The 23566-nt window shown below is 36.7% G+C and carries 15 protein-coding genes; 1 reads left to right on the plus strand and 14 read right to left on the minus strand.

Going from position 1 to position 23566, the window contains the following annotated elements; all coding sequences use genetic code 11:
• Positions 1-432: 432 nt before the first annotated feature.
• The 12 genes from AC4BB2_RS06860 to cysK form a co-directional block, all read right to left on the minus strand.
• The gene (locus AC4BB2_RS06860; RefSeq protein ID WP_490472224.1) at positions 433-1335 is read right to left on the minus strand and encodes a magnesium transporter CorA family protein; all 903 of its coding nucleotides are present in this window, start codon (positions 1333-1335) and stop codon (positions 433-435) included.
• Between the two features lie 159 nt (positions 1336-1494).
• Positions 1495-2283 carry a hypothetical protein gene (locus AC4BB2_RS06865; protein WP_490472225.1) on the minus strand — a complete coding sequence of 263 codons (789 nt, stop codon included), beginning with the start codon at positions 2281-2283 and terminating at the stop codon, positions 1495-1497.
• Positions 2284-2605: 322 nt separating this feature from the next.
• Positions 2606-3949 carry an FAD-dependent oxidoreductase gene (locus tag AC4BB2_RS06870; RefSeq protein WP_490472226.1) on the minus strand — a complete coding sequence of 448 codons (1344 nt, stop codon included), beginning with the start codon at positions 3947-3949 and terminating at the stop codon, positions 2606-2608.
• 222 nt (positions 3950-4171) lie between these two features.
• Positions 4172-5395 carry an amidohydrolase family protein gene (locus AC4BB2_RS06875; protein ID WP_490472227.1) on the minus strand — a complete coding sequence of 408 codons (1224 nt, stop codon included), beginning with the start codon at positions 5393-5395 and terminating at the stop codon, positions 4172-4174.
• A 21-nt stretch (positions 5396-5416) separates the two neighbouring features.
• A complete protein-coding gene (locus AC4BB2_RS06880; protein ID WP_490472228.1) occupies positions 5417-6772 on the minus strand; it encodes a citrate transporter in 1356 nt (451 codons plus the stop codon).
• Between the two features lie 257 nt (positions 6773-7029).
• Positions 7030-7950: a homoserine O-acetyltransferase MetA gene (metA, locus tag AC4BB2_RS06885; RefSeq protein WP_490472229.1), complete on the minus strand. Its 921-nt coding sequence runs from the start codon at positions 7948-7950 to the stop codon at positions 7030-7032.
• Between the two features lie 179 nt (positions 7951-8129).
• On the minus strand, positions 8130-14258 hold the full coding sequence (locus AC4BB2_RS06890) for an Ig-like domain-containing protein (RefSeq protein WP_490472230.1): 6129 nt from the start codon (positions 14256-14258) through the stop codon (positions 8130-8132).
• A gap of 512 nt (positions 14259-14770) precedes the next feature.
• On the minus strand, positions 14771-15436 hold the full coding sequence (locus tag AC4BB2_RS06895; protein ID WP_490472231.1) for a YczE/YyaS/YitT family protein: 666 nt from the start codon (positions 15434-15436) through the stop codon (positions 14771-14773).
• 94 nt (positions 15437-15530) lie between these two features.
• A complete protein-coding gene (locus AC4BB2_RS06900; RefSeq protein WP_490472232.1) occupies positions 15531-16880 on the minus strand; it encodes an NADH oxidase in 1350 nt (449 codons plus the stop codon).
• 254 nt (positions 16881-17134) lie between these two features.
• On the minus strand, positions 17135-17515 hold the full coding sequence (locus tag AC4BB2_RS06905) for a RidA family protein (RefSeq protein ID WP_490472233.1): 381 nt from the start codon (positions 17513-17515) through the stop codon (positions 17135-17137).
• Positions 17516-17528: 13 nt separating this feature from the next.
• Positions 17529-17966 carry a peroxide-responsive transcriptional repressor PerR gene (gene perR, locus AC4BB2_RS06910; RefSeq protein ID WP_490472234.1) on the minus strand — a complete coding sequence of 146 codons (438 nt, stop codon included), beginning with the start codon at positions 17964-17966 and terminating at the stop codon, positions 17529-17531.
• A gap of 189 nt (positions 17967-18155) precedes the next feature.
• On the minus strand, positions 18156-19085 hold the full coding sequence (gene cysK / locus AC4BB2_RS06915) for a cysteine synthase A (RefSeq protein ID WP_490472235.1): 930 nt from the start codon (positions 19083-19085) through the stop codon (positions 18156-18158).
• Between the two features lie 169 nt (positions 19086-19254).
• Here cysK and AC4BB2_RS06920 point away from each other — a divergent pair, with 169 nt between their 5' ends.
• Entirely contained in the window at positions 19255-20250 is a 996-nt protein-coding gene (locus tag AC4BB2_RS06920) for a 4-hydroxy-3-methylbut-2-enyl diphosphate reductase (RefSeq protein WP_490472236.1), read from the plus strand.
• Positions 20251-20306: 56 nt separating this feature from the next.
• On the opposite strand, the gene AC4BB2_RS06925 is transcribed toward AC4BB2_RS06920, so the two are convergent.
• Positions 20307-21158 carry a glucosaminidase domain-containing protein gene (locus AC4BB2_RS06925; protein ID WP_490472237.1) on the minus strand — a complete coding sequence of 284 codons (852 nt, stop codon included), beginning with the start codon at positions 21156-21158 and terminating at the stop codon, positions 20307-20309.
• Positions 21159-21504: 346 nt separating this feature from the next.
• Complete coding sequence (gene tkt, locus AC4BB2_RS06930; RefSeq protein WP_490472238.1) at positions 21505-23499, minus strand: transketolase; 1995 nt, start codon at positions 23497-23499, stop codon at positions 21505-21507.
• Positions 23500-23566: the final 67 nt, after the last annotated feature.

The following is a 23566-nucleotide window of genomic DNA, read 5'->3' on the forward strand; positions in this document are numbered from 1 at the left end:
ATGAACAATCATATTGATTTATCTATTTATTCTAGTTTACATAATATACATTATACAAAGTAGATTTAAATCTTAACCGATCGTCAATAAACCTATGTTTTCTCTGGATGCCTACCTCAGTTCGTTTGTTATACAAAAATTCACTCTAGAGAATCAACGTCTTATTTAGAAGAAACATTTTTATTAGTTTACACATTCCGAAAAGTCTTTTCGTTTTCTGTGGAATTCCACCGTGAAGGACGAAGTTTTTTTGGATATCCAAAAATTCTATTCCTATGCATTAAAAGACTTTTAACTGCAGTTCATCAAAATGATCTATCGCCAAAAGTCTTTTCTGAATCAGGGTTTAAATCAACTATAAGATTAGTTTATTAGGAATATTTTAGATTCATAAAAATAGCCTAAAACGGTGTCCCCTCTCGTCTTTTTCTGCTACTTCATTAATTTACGTAATATTAATGACAGTCCAAACCACAGTACCACACTTATTACAATCGTAATAATCCACCCAAAAACATTATGTTCCAAGGGTAGTGGCATATTCATTCCAAAAAAACCGGTTATTATTGTAGGGATTGTTAGTAATATTGATAAAACTGTCAAAATTTTCATCGTATCATTTAAGTTATTATTTAATACATTGTTATACGTTCCTGATAACTGTTGCAAAATTTGTGAAGATAACTGTGTCATTTCTACCAACTGTCTTGCTTCAATCAATGCATCCTCTAATTGTTCTTTCTCATTTTCAGTTAGAACACGATAAATATAGTGTGTCTTGACCTGTTCAAGTAAAACAACATTTTGCTTTGAAGCGGAAACAAAGTACACAATCCCTGTCTCGAGATCTGATAATAAAAGTAAGTTTTGTTTTGTCGTTTTATTTTTCAATTTATGATTGATCAATTTCTGATCCATATTCATTTCTTCAACGAGGGGAAAAAATAAATCAACAATCAAGAATAAACTGTTAAATAAAAAATTAAAAATAGTTGTGTGAGAATTATGAGCTAAATATTTTTTCATCTCAAAAAAAACATAATGATTGGTATTGTTTGTTACGGTAATTAATTGCGTGCCCTTGACTATAAAAGTCATAGGAATAGTTTCGTAGTGATCATCAATTTTATTTTGGTTAGGAACATTGAAAATCAAGACAAATGTATTTGTAGACTGGTCGTAATCTAGATGAGCTCTTTCGTTTTTATCTAAAGAATAGGCAACAATTTCTTCATCGATATCATATTTTTCATATAGCTTTTCCAATGTATCTTTATCATCTGTATTGATGTTGATCCAATGATCATTATTATTCAACGGCAATTTAGTAATCATAAAAGTAACTCCTTGATGTAACGTTTATTTTAGTAGTTAATATACTTGTTTTAAGTTTAACACACTATCGACGAATTGTTATAAGTGCTAAAACTTTTCTATTTTTATAGAAAAAAGACTATAGTAAATTTATATCTACTACAGTCTTACTATTATTTATTAAAAAGCAGCTAAACTTTCAGCAACCATTCCAGGATCAGCTATTTCTTTAACCATTGATAAAAATGGCATCCCCCAATAATTACCATGAGCTGCTCCATCAAAGTTTTGTGTGAAAATCAATCCAGTGTTGGTTGCAAAATTCCAAACATTGCCAGCAAACCAAGCACAGTTATTTATTGGTGTATAGGCACCATTAGAAGGATTTTCGATAGGAATCCCCATGATTTTTCCAATCTCGGCACTTTGTTTGTTAAGTGTTGGTATAATTTCATTTTCTAATTTCTCAGTAGTCATGTTTTTATCTAGTGGCAGTGCGCGTTCAACATGAAATTTGCGTTCTGGATTATCATTTCTGTCACCAGCTTTTCCGTTTTTTACAAAGCCGTATTTCTCATGATAACCATATGTTGTAGCATCCCCTTTTTTATTACTATTAAATACAATAATCCAGGTATGGCCAAATCTACCGCTGCCAAATTCTTTGGTAAGTTCTTGTGTTACCGCTTTAGCTCTGTTTTCTTTATCTTCTATCGGGTATTGATCTGCTGCGTTGTCAGCTTTTTTTATTACATCATTCATGTCTGTTCGTTCAGCTGTCCGGTTCGTTCTAATAACAATTTGCGGGTACGAAACGTTGGGATTACCTACGGGTTCATACTTATCGTTTTGAATAGCTCTGCTTGACATTACTTGATTATTTTCTAATTCAGATGCATGAACCTCCTCAGTATGAATAATTGCTCCAGATAAAGTAATGCAAAATAAAAATAACACTTTTTTAAACATAGTATCTCTCCTTGTTCACTTTTTGTAGTACCTGATTGAGTATAAAGTAGAAATATTACAGAAAATAAAATTAATACTAACAATTTGTTTATCTCAACATTAAATAACCCGAATTATTAAATCAATATATATGAAATAATTTAACTTAAGTAAGTTTATAATGGCTAAATTATTAAGAAGAAAGAGACAATATTAGTGATAAATCCATACCTAAAGTCTTTTTTCTATCATTCAAATTACATTTAAATTATTTCAGAATTAAGAATGCTAAAAAAGCTGTTGCAAAACTAAAAATAGTTTTGCAACAGCTTTTAAAAGAAAATTATTGTTCATTTTTCATTGCCACTAAAGCAGCAGTGTTGATAATATTCCAAGGTTTATCAAATGAAGGTTGGAAGAAAAAGTCAGCATAGGCTAAATCTTCTATCGTCATTTTTGCTTGAATTGCTAATGAAATCGCATTGATATTTGCTGTTAGATCAGCTTTTGACATCAATTGTGCTCCTAAAATTTGAGTTGTTTCTGGATCATAAACAAGTTTGAACCAAGCTTTTTGTTTATCTGGATTAAAATCCATTAAATAATCTTCAACAACTAAAGCTGATTTTGTTTTCTTATTCAACTTTTTAGCCATTTCTTCGTTAATTCCTGTTGAGGCGAATTTATAATCAAAGACAGCTAAACCAGATGAACCTTGTATACCAGGGAAAGGTTTTACAGGTCCTTCTAAGTTCTTCACTGCAAAGCGACCTTGCTTTCTTGCATTTGTTGCCAAAGCAATATTCACTTCAGTCTCACCAGGATTGTATTTGATTAACGTAGCATCTCCCACTGCAAATACATCTGCAGCACTTGTTTGCATATACTCATCTGTTTTGATCAAACCGTTAGGATGTAACTCCAGTGTATCCTTCAACCAGCCTGTATTAGGACGAACTCCTACTGCAACGACAACAAGATCAGCTTTATATTCATTTTTATCCGTTACAACTTTTTGAACTTGTCCTTCTCCGATGTAACTTTGTACGGTTTCGTTTGTAACTACTTTGATATTATTCGCTTCCATTTCTTCCGTCAGAACATCTGTAAATTCTTTATCTAAATAAACGCCCAAAGGACGATCTAAAATATCGATAACTGTGACATTTTTACCTGCCTTAGCAAAGGATTCTGCAGCCTCAATGCCAATGTAACCACTACCAATAACTACTACATTGTTCACAGTTGGATCAACTGTTTTTGCTTTCAATTTGATGGCCCATTTTCTACCACGCATCAAATAGATATTTTCTAAATCCTTACCTGGAACATTTAATTCAAAAGGAACGGCTCCTGGACTGATAATCAATTTATCGTACTCTTCAACGCGTTCTGTATCTGCTATTAAGTCTTTAACAGTAACTTGATGTTCCTCCGCATTGATAGCAGTAATCTCAGTATTTGAAAAGACGCTGACTCCTCTATTTTCCATATTTTCAGCAGTCATGTAACGAACAGAATTGACATCTTTTACTTTTCCTTCTAAATATAGCTGCATACCACAAGATAGAAAAGAAATAAAATCTCCTTTTTCATACCATTGAATTTCTGCATTGGGATGAAGATTTAATAATTCCTCCACTGCTTCATAACCACCATGTGATGAACCTAAAACAATAACTTTCATTTCATGTACCTCCAATATTATTTATTACATAATAAAGAGTATCATATAATCACATGAAATAACAAGCATTCAAGCTTAATTTTCTCAATTATGTAATTTAATTGAGAATAGAGCTTTTTTTAAGGTTTACATAACATATTTATGGTAACTTGAGCAGAGATAGAAAGAAACAGCTAACTATAAACAAGAATATCCTGTTCATAATTAGCTGTTTAACATCTCTTATTTAAAAATGGTTACTTCTTTTTTTACTTCAACAGTAATTTTGCCGTTTTTGATAACAAAATTTCTTTCCGGGATATCGATAATCGCATCCGCTTTAACCTTTGTATCTAACAACACTAAGTCCGCTTTATTTCCAATTTGAATACCATAATTTGAAAGGCCTAATGCTTTTGCAGGATTATTTGTTATCATTGGTAAGACTGTTGGTAAATCGTCAGCTCCACCAAGATGCCCGACAGGAATTGCTAACATTGCGATTTGCATCAAGTCACCGTTGCCGTATGGAGTAAATGCATTACGAATATTGTTCGTTGCAAGACACACATTAACTCCAGCATCACGTAACTTTCTAATTGGCGTTACCGCTCTTCTTACATTATACTGATCATTTCTGGCTCCAAGATGTAAATCGGTAGCTGGAAGTGCCATAACGCTAATATTAGCTTCTGCCATCAGTGTGATGATCTCTTTTAATCGCTCGGGTTTTAATGCATGTAATGCAGTCAAATGTCCTACAGAAACTCTTCCTTGATAATTTTCAGCAATTGTTTTTTTACATAAATATTCAATAGAAATATCTGTTGCTTCATCACTGAAATCTTGATGAAGATCGATATCTTTATTATATTTTTTAGCAATTTCAAAAACTACATCAATATGCTTTTCTGCTGGTGCATCATTATAAGGAATTCCTCCTACAACATCTGCTCCCATCTCCATAGCTTCATACATCATCTTTTCAGTACCTGGTGCTTTAAAAATCCCCTCTTGAGGAAATGCTACAACTTGCATATCAATTAAATCCTTGTACTCTTCTTTTAACTTCATAATCGTTTTGAAACCTGAAAATCCTTGTGCTGGATCAAATTCCGCATGAGTTCTAACCGCAGTGACACCATGAGAGATAATCATTTCCAACGCTTTTTTTGCTCTTTGATAAATGTCTTCTTCAGTGAATGTTGGTTTTAGTTCAGCTGTAACTTTGATTGCCTCTTGTAATGTACCCGATTTATTTGGTTTTCTATCAGCTATTAATGCTTTATCCAAATGAATATGACTTTCTACTAAACCAGGAATCAGCACACGTCCATGAGCTTGAATCACTGTAACTGCATCATCCGTCAATTTTTCTGAAATGGCAATGATTTTCCCATCTTTAATTCCGACATCTTGCAACTGTTCACTATCGTTTAATCTCGCTTGTTTAATTAATATATCCATTTTTTCCACCCCTTTTTTATATTAAATGAAGAAACCAATTCCAATTAAAACTATTGATGCTGCACTTATCCATTTTATGTTGCCTTTTACCACTTCTAGAATTGGAATTTGGAACCCTGATGATAGTGCCTGCATCGTTATATTTACAAAGCTCATTTGGCTACCTAACCCTACTCCAACAGCAACTAAACCAAGTTCGATTGAAGAAAAACCTAATGATACTGCGACTGGTAAAACCAGCGTTAAGACAGAACCTACATACGCACCGGCGGGAACTCCGATTAAAATTCCCGTTAAAATTGCGACAGGAACCATAATCATGGTTGGTGCTGCACTAGCGATACCTGCAATAACAGCAAAAGTTCCAGTTTGTGCAATGATATTAATGAAAGCAAGGAAGATCCCCACTTGGAATAACCGAGTCAAAATATAAGTTGAACCATCTACCATTGCTTCAACAGATTCATTCAAAGTAAATGTTGTACAAATAAAGATTAGTACAATCGTTACAACCATATAAACTAATGGTGTTAATAAAGCAAAACCTACTAGGTCATTTACGATAGGACCAAAAATAACAGCAAAAAGTAAAAAAATAGCTGGTAATGTTAATTTGAATAATTGCTTATTGCTCATTGTTGCATATTCATCATCCGCATTTTCTTTAAAACCGATATTTCGTCTCTTTGTTCCCCAAAAGGCCAAAATAATTGCCAAAACACAAAATAAAAGCCAAATCGGACGCATATTAGAAACATACGTAGCAACACTAAAATCTCCTAGCTTGGAGACGATACTTGATTCTAATGACGCTGGTGATGTTGTAAATGATACGGCTGCAGCAAGTGACATCGCTGCTATCAACTCTGGAACTACACCTACAGCTACAAATGCCAATGGTGCTATTACCATCGCACTACCACCACCGATACCGGACATATACGTTGCAGCAGCCAATAATATAACAATAAAGGCTGAAACATATTCGACTTTGCCTTTCGTTCCTCGTTTAGCTAATGTTAGCGCTGCTGAATAACCACCCGATTTAAAAACAGCCATCGCAACTGCTGAATTGATGATCGGGACAGTGATACCCAACATCATAGGTATGGTTTCCAGTAATTGTTTGTTCGCTTGTTCTAAACCGATTCCTCCAATAATCATCGCTAATATGCCACCAACAAATCCCGCAATAATCATATCTACTTTTAAAAACAATAATACCAACACTAAAATCAACGGAATAATCACAATCACTGCTTTTATACCTGTTGGAGCGCTAATATTTCCGATTTCTTGTGCAAAAGCTGGAACAAATGAAAGCAAAAATAAAATTGCAATAACTAATCCACCTAAAAACCTTTTTGGCATTTTCATACTTATTCTCCTCACTAAAATTGATTAAATTACTTTTAACTTACTTCATGAACATCTACTTCCCTTTTGATTATTAAAAGAAATTGAAACATTCCTCCTTTCTTTATATAATACGTTTATTTTCACTAAAAGGAAAAGAGAATGCATCGAATAAATAGCGTTAATATATAAAAAAGACAGCGTTATCATTTTTATGTTTTTAGATAAATAAAACTAAAACATATATCACTAAATCATCTTGTTGCAGCTTTAATCTTTTAACCCAATAACCTAGTTAAATCATATGGAGTATTTTGATACACAGCATAATTCAACCAATTAGAGAATAACAATGAGGCTGCCATATGCCATCTCAATTGCGGAGATGTTTCATAATTATTGTTTGGGAAATAATTTTTAGGCAATGTGGGATATAATCCCTTTAATTGATCGCGTTCAAATTCTTGTTGTAATGTCTCGCGATCATATTCTAGATGACCCATTGCATAAAAAGCTCGATTATTTTTATTTCCTACTAAAAAAAGACCGGCTTCTTTTGATTCAACCAACACTTTTAATTCACTAACTTTTTCTATATCACTTCTTCTAATTTCGGTATAACGAGAGTGTGGTGCTAAAAATACATCATCAAACCCTTTTAAGATGCTCCAAGTAGGCTCTAATACATCATGATCATAAATGCCAGTCAATTTTTCTTCTAACGAATATTTTTTGATATTATGATGGAAATAGAGTCCGGCCTGCGCTCCCCAACAGATATGAAAAGTCGAAAATACATGAGATTTACTCCATTTAAAAATTTTTTGCAACTCTTCCCAATAATCAACTTGTTCAAATGGGAGTTGCTCAATCGGTGCACCTGTAATAATCAAGCCATCATAAAATTTTTCCTCTATCTCATCGAATTGATGATAAAAACGTTTTAAATGGTCTCTTGAAGTATTTTTTGCTTCATGACTGCTCATGTGTAAAAACTCTACATTGATTTGTAAAGGTGTGTTACTTAATAGCCGCAAAAGCTGAACTTCTGTTTCAATTTTTTTAGGCATCAAATTCAAAATTAGAATTTCCAACGGGCGAATATCTTGGTGCATAGCGCGATCTTCGTCCATTACAAAAATTTTCTCTTTTTCTAACACTTTAATTGCTGGTAATTCTTTTGGAACACGAATCGGCATGTCTATATCCTCCCCTTTTATTTATATATTGTCATTTTACGATAAAAATGAGCAGAAAGAAAGAACCTTTATACGAAATGCTAAATTAGCTTGAAACAATCAGGTGTACTATAAAAAAACATGAGATAGGACATACATCCCACCTCATGTTTTTACTTATAGAAGGCTAATTTAGCGTTTTATTCTTCTTCTTTTTTACTTTTACGTATAAAGCCGAATACTCCTAAACCACCAAGTAACAATGCTCCCACTAATCCCCAATTGTTAACTATTTCTCCATTGTTCGGGAGATCTTTTTGAGTTCCTGAGCCGTATCTTCCATTACTGGTTAAAAGACCGCTGCTGCCGTTGCCGTTATTATTAGTACCATTACCATTACCGTTCCCGTTCCCGTTACCAGAATCAGCTGGTATAAGGAATTCAGTTGGGGCACTTAGATTACCATCTGGATCAACAGAGACCGCTGTATCTTTCTCATTTGGCATTACCATGCCAATCAGTAATTTGACACTGTAGTTACCTGAACCATCAACTTCAGCTGTTCCCACTAATACCCCGTTTACGTTATAAATTTTGATAACATCATCAGGATCAGCGGTTCCAACTACTGTATAACCAGTTGTTGAATTACCATTTACACTAATTACTTTTGGTGGAGTAACAGATCTTGAAATTGAATCAGGTGGTAAATTAAAGTTAGCTGGCTCACTTTGATTATTATTACTATCTTTTGCAATTGCTTTTAATGCCTCACTAGGGAATGCAAATCCGATAGGAATTTTAATTTCAAATACACCATCTGTTCCTGCGACTGCTTGACCCAGAAGAGTACCATCCACATTACGAATCTCTACTTTGTCTCCAGGTGCTGCTTTACCAAGAATTGTATATCCAGTTAGTGAGTTCCCACTTACTTTACTTATTGTTGGTGTAGGAACGACAACTTTTGGATCCGCTGGTGTTTTGAACGGTGTAGCAGAGCTAGTGTTACCACTTCCATCTTTAGCTACAGCTTTTAATTGCTCATTTGGTGTTGCTGAACCAACTGGAATTATCGCTGTATAGTTTCCACTGGAGTCTGCAACATTTGTTCCAATTACTGTTCCACTTACATTTCGAATTTCTACAGTATTGCCAGCAGTTGCTTTACCAGTTACTGTATAACCAGATTTTGAGTTACCAGTTACTCCTGTTACTGTTGGTGCAACGACCGTGACTGGGTCTGCTGGTGTAGTAAATGGTGTTGCTGTACTTTGATTACCGTCTGGATCAGAGGCGATCGCCTTTAATTGTTCTAATGGTGTTGCTAAACCTGTTGGAATTGTTACTGTATAGTTTCCACCAGCATTTGCTACTGCTGTACCTATAGTAGTACCATTTGTATTTTTGATATTTACTGTGTCTCCAGGAGTTGCAGCTCCGGTCACTGTATAACCTGTTGCAGCTGTCCCTGTTACTCCTGTTACACTTGGCGCGATAACAGTTACTGGATCTGCTGGTGTAGTAAATGATGTTCCAGCACTTGAATTCCCTGCTCCATCCGTTGCTGTTGCAGTTAATTGTTCATTTGGTGTTGCCGCTCCTGCTGGAATTGTTACTGTATAGTTTCCACTTGGATCTGCTGTTGCTGTGCCAACTACTGTACCACCGGAGTTTTTAATCGTTACTACATCGCCTGCTGGCGCCGTTCCTGTTACTGTATAGCCTGTTCCAGAGTTCCCTGTGACACTTGTCACTGTTGGTGCTGGAACAACTGCTGGATCTGCTGGTGTTGTAAACGGTGTTGCTGTACTTTGATTACCGTCTGCATCAGATGCAACTGCTTTTAGTTGTTCTACTGGTGTTGCTAAACCTGTTGGAATTGTTACAGTGTAATTTCCACCAGCATTTGCTACTGCTGTACCAATTACTGTACCACCTGTATTTTTGATTGATACTGTGTCTCCAGGTGTTGCTGTTCCAGTTACTGTATAACCTGTTGAAGATTTACCAGTTACTCCTGTTACTGTTGGTGCTACCACAACTGCTGGATCTGCTGGTGTAGTAAACGACGTACCCGCACTTGAGTTCCCAGCACCATCTGTTGCTGTTGCAGTGAGTTGTTCATTTGGTGTTGCCGATCCTGTAGGAATTGTTACTGTAAAGTTCCCACTTGGATCCGCTGTTGCCGTACCGACAACTGTACCGCCAGAGTTTTTAATTGTTACTACATCGCCTGCTGGCGCTGTACCTGTTACTGTATAGCCAGTACCTGAGTTCCCTGTAACACCAGTTACTGTTGGTGCAGGGACAACGACTGGATCTGCTGGTGTAGTAAATGGTGTTGCTGTACTTTGGTTGCCGTCTGCATCAGATGCAACTGCTTTTAGTTGTTCTACTGGTGTTGCTAAACCTGTTGGAATTGTTACTGTATAGTTTCCACCAGCATTTGCTACCGCTGTACCAATTACTGTACCACCTGTATTTTTGATTGATACTGTATTTCCAGGTGTTGCAACTCCTGTTACTGTATAGCCTGTTCCAGAGTTCCCCGAAACGCCAGTTACTGTTGGTGCAGTGACAACCGTTGGATCTGCTGGCGTAGTAAATGATGTTCCAGCACTAGAATTTCCTGCTCCATCCGTTGCAGTTGCAGTTAATTGTTCATTTGGTGTTGCTGCTCCTGCTGGAATTACTACTGTATAGTTTCCGCTTGGATCTGCTGTTGCTGTGCCAACTACTGTACCACCGGAGTTTTTAATTGTTACTACATCGCCTGCCGGCGCTGTCCCGGTTACTGTATAGCCAGTACCTGAGTTTCCAGTCACGCTTGTTACTGTTGGTGCAGTGACAACAACTGGATCTGCTGGTGTAGTAAATGGTGTTGCTGTACTTTGATTACCGTCTACATCAGATGCAACTGCTTTTAGTTGCTCTACTGGTGTTGCTAAACCTGTCGGAATTGTTACTGTATAATTTCCGCCAGCGTTCGCAACTGCTGTACCAATTACTGTACCACCTGTGTTTTTGATTGACACTGTGTCTCCAGGTGTTGCTGCTCCCGTTACTGTGTAACCAGTTGCTGCTGTTCCTGTTACTCCTGTTACTGTAGGGGCCACAACTACTACTGGATCAGCTGGTGTGGTAAACGATGTTCCTGCACTAGAATTTCCAGCTCCGTCTGTTGCTGTTGCAGTTAACTGTTCATTTGGTGTCGCTGCTCCAGTTGGGATTACAAGTGTGTAATTTCCGCTTGGATCAGCTATTGCTGTACCGACAACTGTGCCTCCTGCATTTTTGACTGATACAAGGTCTCCTGCTGGTGCTGTCCCTGTCACTGTATAACCAGTGCCTGAGTTTCCAGTCACGCTTGTTACTGTTGGTGCTGGAACAACGACTGGATCTGCTGGTGTAGTGAATGGTGTTGCTGTACTTTGATTGCCGTCTGCATCAGATGCAATAGCTTTTAATTGTTCAACGGGTGTTGCTAAGCCTGTTGGAATTGTTACTGTATAATTTCCACCAGCGTTCGCTACTGCTGTACCAATCACTGTACCACCTGTGTTTTTAATTGACACTGTATCTCCAGGTGTTGCTGCCCCCGTTACTGTATAGCCTGTAGCTGCTGTTCCCGTTACCCCTGTTACCGTAGGTGCTGGTACCACAATTGGATCAGCAGGAGTTTTGAACGATGTTCCTGCACTAGAATTTCCAGCTCCGTCTGTTGCTGTTGCAGTTAACTGTTCATTTGGTGTTGCTGCTCCAGTTGGGATTATAAGTGTGTAATTTCCACTTGGATCAGCTATTGCTGTACCGATAACTGTGCCACCTGCATTTTTGACTGATACAAGGTCTCCTGCTGGTGCTGTCCCTGTTACTGTATAGCCAGTACCTGAGTTTCCAGTCACGCTTGTTACTGTTGGTGCTGGAACAACGACTGGATCTGCTGGTGTAGTAAATGGTGTGGCTGTACTTTGATTGCCGTCTGCATCAGATGCAATAGCTTTTAATTGTTCAACGGGTGTTGCCAAACCTGTTGGAATCGTTACTGTGTAATTCCCGCTAGCGTTTGCCACTCCTGATCCGATAACTGTGCCACCTGTATTTTTAATTGACACTGTATCTCCAGGTGTTGCTGTTCCGGTTACCGTATAACCTGTGGCAGATGTTCCTGTCACGTTTGTTACTGTTGGCGCTGGAACAACGACTGGATCTGCTGGTGTAGTAAATGGTGTACCGACACTTGAATTTCCAGCACCATCTGTTGCGACTGCAGATAATTGTTCGTTTGGTGTGGCTGAACCAACTGGAATTATCGCAGTATAGTTACCACTTGGGTCAGCTATTGTTGTTCCAATAACAGTTCCCCCTGGATTTTTGATTGACACTGTATCTCCAGGCGTTGCTGTTCCGGTTACTGTGTAACCTGTTGCTGAGTTTCCTGTCACGCTTGTAACTGTTGGTGCTGGAACAACAACTGGATCTGCCGGTGTGGTAAATGGTGTGGCTGGACTTTGGTTTCCACTTCCATCAGAAGCAGTTGCTGTCAGTGCTTCTTCTGGCGTAGCTAAACCTGTTGGAATTGTTGCTGTATAGTTTCCGCTTGGATCTGCAGTTGCGGTTCCAATAACAGTTCCCCCTGCATTTTTAATTGAAACAATATCGCCAGCTGTTGCTGTTCCGGTTACTGTGTAACCTGTTGCAGATGTTCCAGTTACTCCAGTTACTGTTGGTGCTGGAATTACAACTGGGTCAGCTGGTGTAGTAAATGGTGTTGGCGTACTTTGGTCACCACCTCCATCAACTGCGACAGCTGTTAATGCTTCACTAGCTGTTGCTTTTCCTTGAGCAATTGTTGCGCTGAAATTACCACTTGGATCCGCTGTTGCGGTTCCAATAACTGTGCCTCCAGCATTAAGAATGTTCACTGTATTACCAGCTGTTGCTGTCCCGGTTACTGTATAGCCTGTTGTAGATGTTCCAGTTGTGTTAGTAACAACTGGAGCGGCTACTGCCGTTGGATCAGCTGGTGTTGTAAATGGTGTAGGCGTACTTTGGTTGCCGCCTCCATCAACTGCGACAGCTGTTAATGCTTCACTAGCTGTTGCTTTTCCTTGAGCAATTGTCGCACTGAAATTACCACTTGGATCTGCTGTTGCTGTGCCAATTACCGTTCCTCCTGCATTGAGAATATTTACCGTGTCGCCAGCTGTAGCCGTTCCTGTTACTGTATAGCCTGTTGCAGATGTTCCAGTTGTATTCGTTACAACTGGCGCTTGAACAACAGCTGCAGTCCCTGCGTAGTAAATATCTGAAACACCGTTTGCAGTATTTAGTAAGTTTACATCAATGGTATCTGTCTGAACCACAGTACCAACAAATTTTGCATCTAAATTTTGAGTTAAGTTTGTTGGGCTAACAACTGTTGTAGGGATATTGATAGTTGTTGAACCTAAAAGAGATGCATCTAGTAATTGATTAAAACCAGTTCCACCAGCTTGAACTAATGGTACGGCTGTATTAATAGCACCATCTACAGCTAATTTCACTGGTGCTAAGGCCGTGTTAATAAGGATTGCTGATGCGGGACCTGTTAACCCAGTTCCTGTCGCGTGTAAAGCATCCACTGCTGATTTTAAATTTTGAAGGATAGTTGTAATATTTTGTGATAATACCACCCCTAGACCATCGTCAATATTAGCACTAATATATGAACCGTCAGCCGAAAGCGTTGGAGTAGAAGTGAATGATGCGCTTCCGAAGTTTTCAATATTGTTTAAAAGATTTAATTGTTGTTGAACTGTAGTCAAATCCAGTGTAACGCCCGTTAGTGAAGCTATTGTACCACTGCTAATTTGATTTAATAATGTTGCCAAGTTATTTGCTGCTGTTAAAGTAGCAGTCAAAAATGACAATTGTCCAACTGTAATAGTGACATTCGTATTGATTTGAGCCGTTCCATTAGGCGTTACATTCCCTTTTAATTGCGTTGGGACTGTCAAAACAGCTTGTTTTGTTCCAGTTTTAATGACCGATCCGCCTACTAGCGCACTTCCTGAAATTGTGAAATCAACATTCTTAGAGGACCCATCAGATGCCCAAGGAGCTCCGCTTGTAGTTCCGCTATCATTAGAACTTGTGATATTAGACAAAATCTCTGCATCTAAGATTGCAGCAGAAGCCGTAATTCCCCCAGGTAAATAAAATGTCAATGGAACAGTCAGGGGTGCAATAACCAAACTACTTGTTAACACTAACGATAATGCACGATACTTATTTTGTTTTTTTGATTTAGTACCATTTTTTTTCTTCTGCTTATCATTTTTCATAATTGTCCTCCTCCTGCATTTAAACTAAAATTGCATAATAAAAAGATGTTAGAAGCTAGTTAAAACCAATAGACACTCTCCTTTCAAAAAATGTGAGCAACATAAAAATTTATTTAAGCTTCTACCTATGGATTTTATAACCTTTATAATATTTTTGGAAATGATATGAATCGTAAATGCTTATTTTTTTTTAATATAAAAATAAAAAAACAAATATAACTGTATAAAAAAACGCCAATATCATTAATATAGAAAGGTTTTCCGACCTTGTATATACTAATCCAATTTTAATGAAATTAAATAATTGAATCGATTTAATATTACTCAAATAATATGTCCTTTTAAAGGTTTTTAATTGTCAGCGCTAACAATTTATTTTTTGAATACTACAAAAAGAATGAGTCGGAGATACAACTTTTGGAGTTGTATCTCCGACTCATAAAATCAAAATAAATGACAATAAAAAGAACCTAGTAAGATTTCATTAAATAATCTAAAGTTAATGATTTGCATCATCTTTTTAAATTTTTTTCAATAATAGGTACACTTACTTTTTTGTTCCAAAAATCAATTAGCGGTCCTGTGAAAAAAGCATTTATTACTGTACCAATTCCTACTGGGCCTCCAAAAATAAAGGCTAATATTACAAAAAAGACATCTTGAATCACTCTTACGAACCGATACTGTGCATGAGTGCGGTCGACAATAATCGGAGCAATTGCATCATACGGAGCATTTCCTAGTTTAGCAGACATATAAAATGATGCACCAAAAGTGAAAATCAATACACCCACAACAAGTAATACTAGTTGAATGAGTAGATTGATTTTAATCGTAAGCACGTTTGTATAAATCCACGTATAAAAATCAATAAAGAATCCTGTCAATATCATGTTGATTAATGTCCCTATACCGATATACTGTTTCCCGAAAATATATACCAATCCCAAAATAATAATATTGATAATGAGCTGATAAACTCCTAATGAAAGACCTAAAATACTACCTATACCAATATTAGCTGCAGTATAAGGATCTAATCCGACTTGTCCCACTCGTAATGTTGCCGCTCCAAACGATAGTATTGCTACACCAATCAAAGCATATAAGGAACGTATGACAATTTCTTTAGTTCCTCTTTGTCCTTTCACAAACACACACCCCATTTCAATTAACATGATAAGTTTCTCAAAAATAGACATAAAAGGCAAACCATTAATCTTTTACAAAAAAACTAGAGTTTTATTTATCTCAAACTCTAGTTTTTCTCTATTAATGTTTGGCAATATCCTTTAATGCAGCTTGAGCTAGTAAATTTAAATAGTTCCAAGGGCGATCAAAATGTGGCTGGAAGAAGAAATCAGATAAGGCCAAATCTTCAACAGTCATATTATTTTGAACAGCTAATGACAAAGTATTGGCTGATTGAGTAATATCATATTTAGACATTAATTGACCACCTACTATACGATTTGTTCCTTTTTCATAAACTAATTCCATCATCACATTTTCAGTTGTAGGCATAAACTCTGGTCGATAGTTATCTTCGAATTGTGTTGCTTCAACTTCTAAATTGTTCATTTTCGCACTTTCTAACGTTACACCTGTTGATCCAATTTTCCAACCGAACAAATAGAGTCCAGAAGTCCCTTGAGTCCCACGGTATGCAAGCTTTTCCTCAATTAAATTATAGCCAACTAGCATTCCTTGACGGACCGCATTCGTAGCTAATGGGATGTAATTAGTTGAATTACTCGGGTTATAGTGTACAACTGCACTATCACCTGCAGCAAGAATATCTGGATTGCTTGATCTCATATATTTATCTACTACAATAGCACCATTAGTCATCATATCCACTTTATCTTTAAGCAATACAGTATTTGGAGTGAATCCCACACACATAATGACCATATCTGCTTCAAATTCTTGGCTAGGAGTAATTACTTTATTCACATGTCCGCTTGCATCAGATTTGAATTCTTGAACATTTTCACCTAGTGCTAAAGTCACACCTCGATCAACAAGTTCTTTCTCTAAAACATCCGTAAAGGGCTTGTCCAAATATTTGTTTAAAATACGATCTAATCCATCGATTAAAGTGACTTCTTTTCCTGACTCCACAAATGCTTCTACTAATTCGATACCAATGTATCCACCACCTACAACAACAACTTTTTTTGCATCTTTCGCTCGTTCAATAATCACATTTGCTTGATTATAGTTTTTACATAGTAAGATATTTTCAGCATCAATTCCCTTGATTGGCGGAATAATTGGCCATGATCCGGTTGTCATTACTAATTTATCATACGAAACGGTTTCTTCTATACCCGTGTGTAAGTTTTTTGCAGTAATTGTTTTATGATCCACGTCGATCGTTTCGACTTCATGCTCCATTTTGACGGTAGCTCCAAGTGACGCAAGTTCTTCTGGGCTTGAATAAAACAAGCTAGATGCTTCTTTTACGACACCTCCTACATACAGAGCGATACCGCATGATAAAAATGACACATTATCATTTCGCTCATAAACGATTACCTCCGCATTTGGGTGATTTGTTAAAATACTTTTGACTGCTGCAGTTCCTGCATGCGTACATCCTACGACTACGACTTTCATTTTGTAAATCCCTTCTTTCAAGTTAAATTTTTCACCAATGAACTCATTATGAATCTATTGGTATACTAGAAATATAACAAAGCGGAAGGACACATTCGAGTTCTTTGCTTGTGAATCGCAAACATATTTTTTCACAAACTCTTCTTATTTTAACTGGATTATCCTATGTAATATTTCGGAAAACAATAAAAATGTAGTGTTTACAATAAAAAAAGCTGAGAAAAAACTCTTTCTCAGCTTGTGAAAACAAAATGCTATTCATTTATTTCCGCAATAATTTCTATTTCAATAAGAACATCTTTTGGCAAACGGGCTACTTCAACAGCGGAACGCGCTGGTAATTGATTTACAAAAGCTGAACCATAGACCTCGTTAAAAGCTGCAAAATCATTCATATTCTTTAAAAAACAAGTTGTTTTTACAATATGATCAAAATCACTTCCTGCTTCTTCTAAGATTGCCGCAATATTTTTCAAGACTTGTTTTGTTTGTTCCTCTATTGTAGAACCAACAACCTCTCCTGTCTCAGGACTTAATGGTACTTGTCCTGAAGCGAACAACAGACCATTTACGATATTCCCTTGAACGTAAGGTCCAATCGCTTTTGGCGCTTTCTCTGTATGTATAGATTTCATTTTTTCACTCCTTTTATTTTTTTTCTGCTTGTTGGCACTCTGGACATAGTCCATAAAGCTCTAATCTGTGTTCATTAATCTCAAAACCTGTCAACTTACTTGCCGCCATTTCCACATCTTCCAAACCTGGATAATGAAAATCGACAATTTTACCACAGTTTTGGCAAATCGCATGATAATGTTTTTTAGAACTAAAGTCAAAACGGCTTGATGCATCGCCATAATTCATTTCTTGAACAAAACCGATATCTGTAAATAATCGCAGATTGTTATATACAGTAGCTACACTCATATTAGGAAAACGATCTTCCAACGAACGATAAATTTCATCAGCGGTTGGATGGCTATGATTCTCAATTAGATATTCTAAAATCGCATATCGTTGAGGAGTAATACGAATATTGGCTTCTTTTAATTCTTCAAGTGCATTTTTTACCAATATATTGTCCATTTGGTTCCCCTCCCAGTCTTTCTTTCTTAAATAATACTATTTCTAATCTAGATTGACAAGAATAATTAAAGAATATAACAGGAAATATCAATTTTATCTCTCAATTATTCAGACAACAAAACAATTACATACTTTTTGTTTGAATTATGTATAAAATGGGAATGGTCTATTATTCCCATTTTAAAAAAATTAATCAGAAAAATCATAAAGAGCAGTTGACAGATACCTCTCTCCATTGTCCGGAATTACAGTCAAGACTTTTTTACCCGATCCTAGCTCTTTAGCAACTTGAATAGCAGCAGCAACCGCAGCACCTGCAGATATCCCTGCCAACAGCCCTTCTTTTGTTGCTAATAGTCGAGCTGTTTCAATAGCAGTATCACTCGACACTGCTATGACTTTGTCATAAATGTCTGTGTCTAAAACTTTAGGAACAAAACCAGCTCCAATCCCTTGAATCTTATGCGGTCCTGGGCTCCCTCCTTCTAGAACAGGAGATTCAACTGGTTCAACAGCAACAATTGAAATAGTTGGATAAACACGTTTTAATTCCCTGCCGACGCCTGTGATTGTCCCACCGGTTCCAACACCTGCTACAAAGCCATCTAAACCTGAAGAACCGAATGCATCTTGGATTTCTTTTCCAGTCGTTTTTTCATGTGCTTGCGCATTTGCTGGATTTTCAAATTGCATCGGCATAAAGTAACCATCTTTTTCTGATAATTCAGCTGCCTTAGCAATGGCACCTTTCATTCCTTCTGCCCCTGGAGTTAATAGTAATTCAGCACCATAAGCCTGCATTAATTTTCTTCGTTCAATGCTCATTGTATCAGGCATAACAATCATGACTTTATATCCTTTAGCAGCCCCTACCATCGCTAAACCAATTCCAGTGTTTCCACTTGTCGGTTCAACAATCGTATCTCCTGCTTTAAGTTCCCCGTTTTTTTCAGCTTGATTAATCATATTTAATGCGATTCGATCCTTTACACTCCCGCCTGGATTAAAAAACTCCAGTTTCACATAAACATCTGCTGCATTTTCAGGAACGATTTGGTTTAATTTGACAATTGGTGTTTTCCCAATCAAGTCTGTAACTGAATTAAAAATTTGAGTCATATTACATTCCTCCATTTTCTTTTTTACAGATAAACTTTCTCTTTTTTTATAATAGCTTATATAGTGTCATCTGGCTATTAATTTGCTATTGTATGTACTCTTTAAACAAATTTAACAAAAATGATGTATAGTATAGAAGACTGAAAAAAGTAAAGAGGAGTATTCATAGATGAAAATTATAAATATTAGTCCACGTGGTTATTGTTATGGTGTTGTAGATGCAATGGTCATAGCGAGAAACGCTTCTCTAGATGAAACATTACCTCGCCCCATCTATATTTTAGGAATGATTGTTCATAATAAACATGTAACTGATGCTTTTGAAAGTATTGGCATCCATACACTAGAAGGAGAAAATCGAGAAGAGATTTTAGCCAAAGTTGATCGCGGGACAGTCATTTTTACCGCTCATGGGACATCTCCTAAGGTAAAAGAACTAGCAATCGAAAAAGGCTTGACTATGATTGATGCCACCTGCCCAGATGTAATGATTACACATGAATTGATTGCTGAGAAAGTTTCTGAAGGCTATGAGATTATTTATATCGGAAAGAAAAATCACCCTGAACCTGAAGGTGCACATGGCGTTTCACCAGAACACGTTCACTTGGTTTCAAACTCAGAAGATATTTCTTCTCTAGCATTAATAGCTGATAAAATTTTTGTAACAAACCAAACAACGATGAGTCAATGGGATGTGAGCGATTTAATGGACGCAATCAAAACTAAATATCCTCATGTATTGATTCATAAAGATATCTGCAAAGCTACCCAAGTACGTCAAGAGGCGGTTGTTGAACAGGCTAAAGGTTGTGATTTAACGATTGTTGTGGGGGATCCTAAAAGTAATAACAGTAATCGTTTAGCTCAAGTTTCAATTGAGCAAGCTGGTGTTAAAGCGTATCGAATCTCTGATGTTTCACAAATTGATCCTAATTGGTTAATGAATGTTGAACAAATCGCAGTAACTGCTGGGGCTTCCACACCTACGCAAATTGTTCGAGAGGTTATTGACTATTTAAAAAACTTCGATATAAAAGATTCTTCTACGTATAAAAAACATTCAACAACAACAGCAGAGGCTATTTTACCTAGACCAAGAATCAAGGATATAACTAAAAATCGTCAACGTAGACTAGAAGAACTTCGCGCTGGAAAAAGATAAAAAATAACCCCCGAAAGATTGCCACTAACAATGACAATCTTTCAGAGGTTTATTTTTTATGAAATTTGTAACACTTGTCCAACTGTAATTAATTCAGCTGTTAGTCCATTGAGAGACATTAGTTGATCAACTGAAAGACCATTTTTATCGGCAATAGCCCAAAGCGTATCTCCTGATTCAACTGTGTACGTATGTGCGGTTGAATCAACTGAACTAGCTCCACTTTGTCCAATAGCAGTTATATCGAATGTTGTATTTCCTGTTGTAGCTGCTCCCCAATCATAATCTGTTAAATTATATGTTGCAATTAACCAATTTAACTTACTTGCATAATCAGGATCTGTTGCATAACGTCCAGCTAATGCAGCTGTAGCATCCATATAACTAGATGTATTACTTTTCCACACACCTGAGTAGTGATAGTTTCCACTAGAACCTACAGTCGTTCTAAGAACATTAGCATGATCTTGAAACGAGTCTGCATATGAAGGATAACTTCTAAAAGGTTCGTTCAATGTAACCCATTCACCGTTTAAATACTCTGAAGTAGCCATATAGACTGTTTGACCATTATAGCTACCTTTTACACCAAATAAATTATAATTTGGTGCCGCGGCTAAGCCAGATGTGCCATAGCTACTTTCTAACAACGCTTGTGCAATCATTACAGATCCGTATAAATCATTAGCGTTCGCAACCGAAGCAGCCGAATATCCAATAGATTCAATAAATGCTTGTGGGGAAACCTCTCCTTGTTGATCAGTTTCTGTCGCTTGTACACTTACGGGCAGTAAATTACTTGCAACAGGAAGAAAAATCAATGAAGTTCCTAGCGCAGCTGCAACCTTTTTACTACTGATAGTGTGGACTTTATTTTTATGCCTGCTGCTTCTTGTCTTTTCTTCCATTCCTTTGTCCTCCTTGATAGAACATTATAATCACATTTTACTTTGGTCTCTTTTTAGAAACAATTATTTACTCTAAAATCTTGAAGTTTTAAAGGCTATGTAATGCATCTGAAATTTTTGTTTTATTAATAATCCAATTTATGTTTCATCATTTTTACATGTTGTAGATTAATTGAATATTATTTTAGCTACAGATGCTTTAAATTCAATTTTATTAAAAAACCTTTAATTAAAAAAATAAATATTTCCATATTTTTCTTTTATATCGATATTATTGCACAAATATTACAAAAAAGAAAATATAAGCACAAATAAAAAGGATGAGAATTTTCTCATCCTTTTTATTTTATAAATTATTGTATTTCTCAACTACATTTTCAGTTGTAAAACCAAACTCTTTCAATACCAAGTCACCTGGAGCTGATGCACCAAAATGATTGATTGTCACTGTTGTACCTGCTGTACCAACATAACGCTCCCAACCAAATGGAGAAGCAGCTTCGATTGCCACACGTTTTTTGACATCTTCCGGTAAAACAGACTCTTTATATTCAGCAGTTTGTTTTTCGAATAAATCAAAGCTAGGCATTGAAACAACAGAAACGTCTTTTCCTTGTTCTGCTAATGCTTTTTGGGCTTCGATTGCTAAGTTTACTTCAGAACCAGTGGCAATTAAAATCCCTTCAGGTTTAGTCCCTTTTTGCGAAGAAATCACATATGCCCCTTTTTGAACAAATTCAGAAGCTTTTTCTTTTGTTCCCTCAATAACTGGTAAGTTTTGACGACTTAATACTAAAACAGTCGGTGCATCTTTGGTTGTCATTGCAATTTTCCAAGCTGCAACAGTCTCATTACCATCAGCTGGGCGTAAAACTTGTACACCATGCATACAGCGAATACTTGCTAATTGTTCAACAGGCTCATGTGTTGGTCCATCTTCTCCAACTGCAACAGAGTCATGTGTTAAAACATAAGTAACAGGTGTATTTTGAATAGCCGCTAAACGGAGAGCTGGGCGTAAGTAATCGGTAAATACAAAGAATGTTCCTCCGTAAACTCGACTTCCACCATGCAATTGAATACCATTCATCGCTGCGGCCATCGCAAATTCACGAACACCAAACCAAATATTTCGGCCTTCATATTGTCCAGGTTCAAAATCTTTTTCAGCTGCAACCATTGTATTATTAGATGCAGATAAATCAGCAGAACCTCCCCAGAAGCTAGGGACAGATTTGGAGATTGCTTGGATTGTTTCTTTACTTGTTACACGGCTTGCCGCACTTGATCCTACTTCATATACTGGTAATTCTTTATCCCAATTTTCAGGTAGTTCGTCAGCAAACGCTTGTTTAAATTGTTTTGCTAGTTCTGGATGTTCTTTCTCATAATTTTTGAACATATTAGTCCAGTCATCTTCAGCTTTTTCGCCTTTTTCAACCATTGTTTCTTTGAAACGAGCAGCTACTTCATCCGGCACAGTAAAATCAGGATATTCCCATCCATAAACAGCTTTTGCTGCTGCAATTCCTTCAGCTCCGATTGGTGCACCATGAACTGAAGAAGTGCCTTCCTTTGGAGCGCCATAACCAATTACAGTTTTAACTTCAATTAAAGTCGGTTTATCCGACTCAGCTTTCGCTGCTTCAAGGGCTTTAGAAATGGCTTCTAAATCATTCCCATCCTTAACTAGAATATGTTGCCAACCATAAGCTTCATAGCGAGCCCCGACATTTTCAGTGAATGCTTTTGATGTTGGACCATCTAAAGAGATGTCATTTGAATCATATAACACAATCAACTTGCCTAGTTTCATATGACCTGCCATTGAACTTGCTTCTTGAGATACCCCTTCCATCAAATCACCATCACCACATAATGCATAAGTGTAATGATCCACTACAGGGAAGCTGTCACGATTATAAACTGCTGCTGTATGAGCTTCAGCCATCGCCATACCAACAGCCATTGCAATCCCTTGACCTAAAGGACCAGTTGTCGCTTCAACACCGTCTGTATGATGAACTTCTGGATGACCTGGTGTTTTACTTTCCCATTGGCGGAAACTTTTCAAATCATCTATCGTAACATTATAGCCTGCTAAGTGAAGTAAGCTATAAAGCATTGCTGAGCCATGACCAGCAGAAAGAATAAAACGGTCTCTATCTGCCCAATTTCTTGATGTTTTAGGATTTACTTTTAAGTGTTTTGTCCAAAGTGCATAAGCCATAGGTGCAGCACCCATTGGTAATCCAGGATGACCTGAATTTGCTTTTTGTACCGCTTCGATACTTAGTGTACGAATGGTATTGACGCCTAACTGATCAGTGTTATCGAACAAAAAAATCATCTCCTATTTAGGTTTTTTTTACCTTTATTAACTATATTTTATCGTATTTCACTTATGA

The sequence above is a fragment of the Enterococcus sp. AAFC-DPL-5146 genome, from assembly GCF_058216635.1.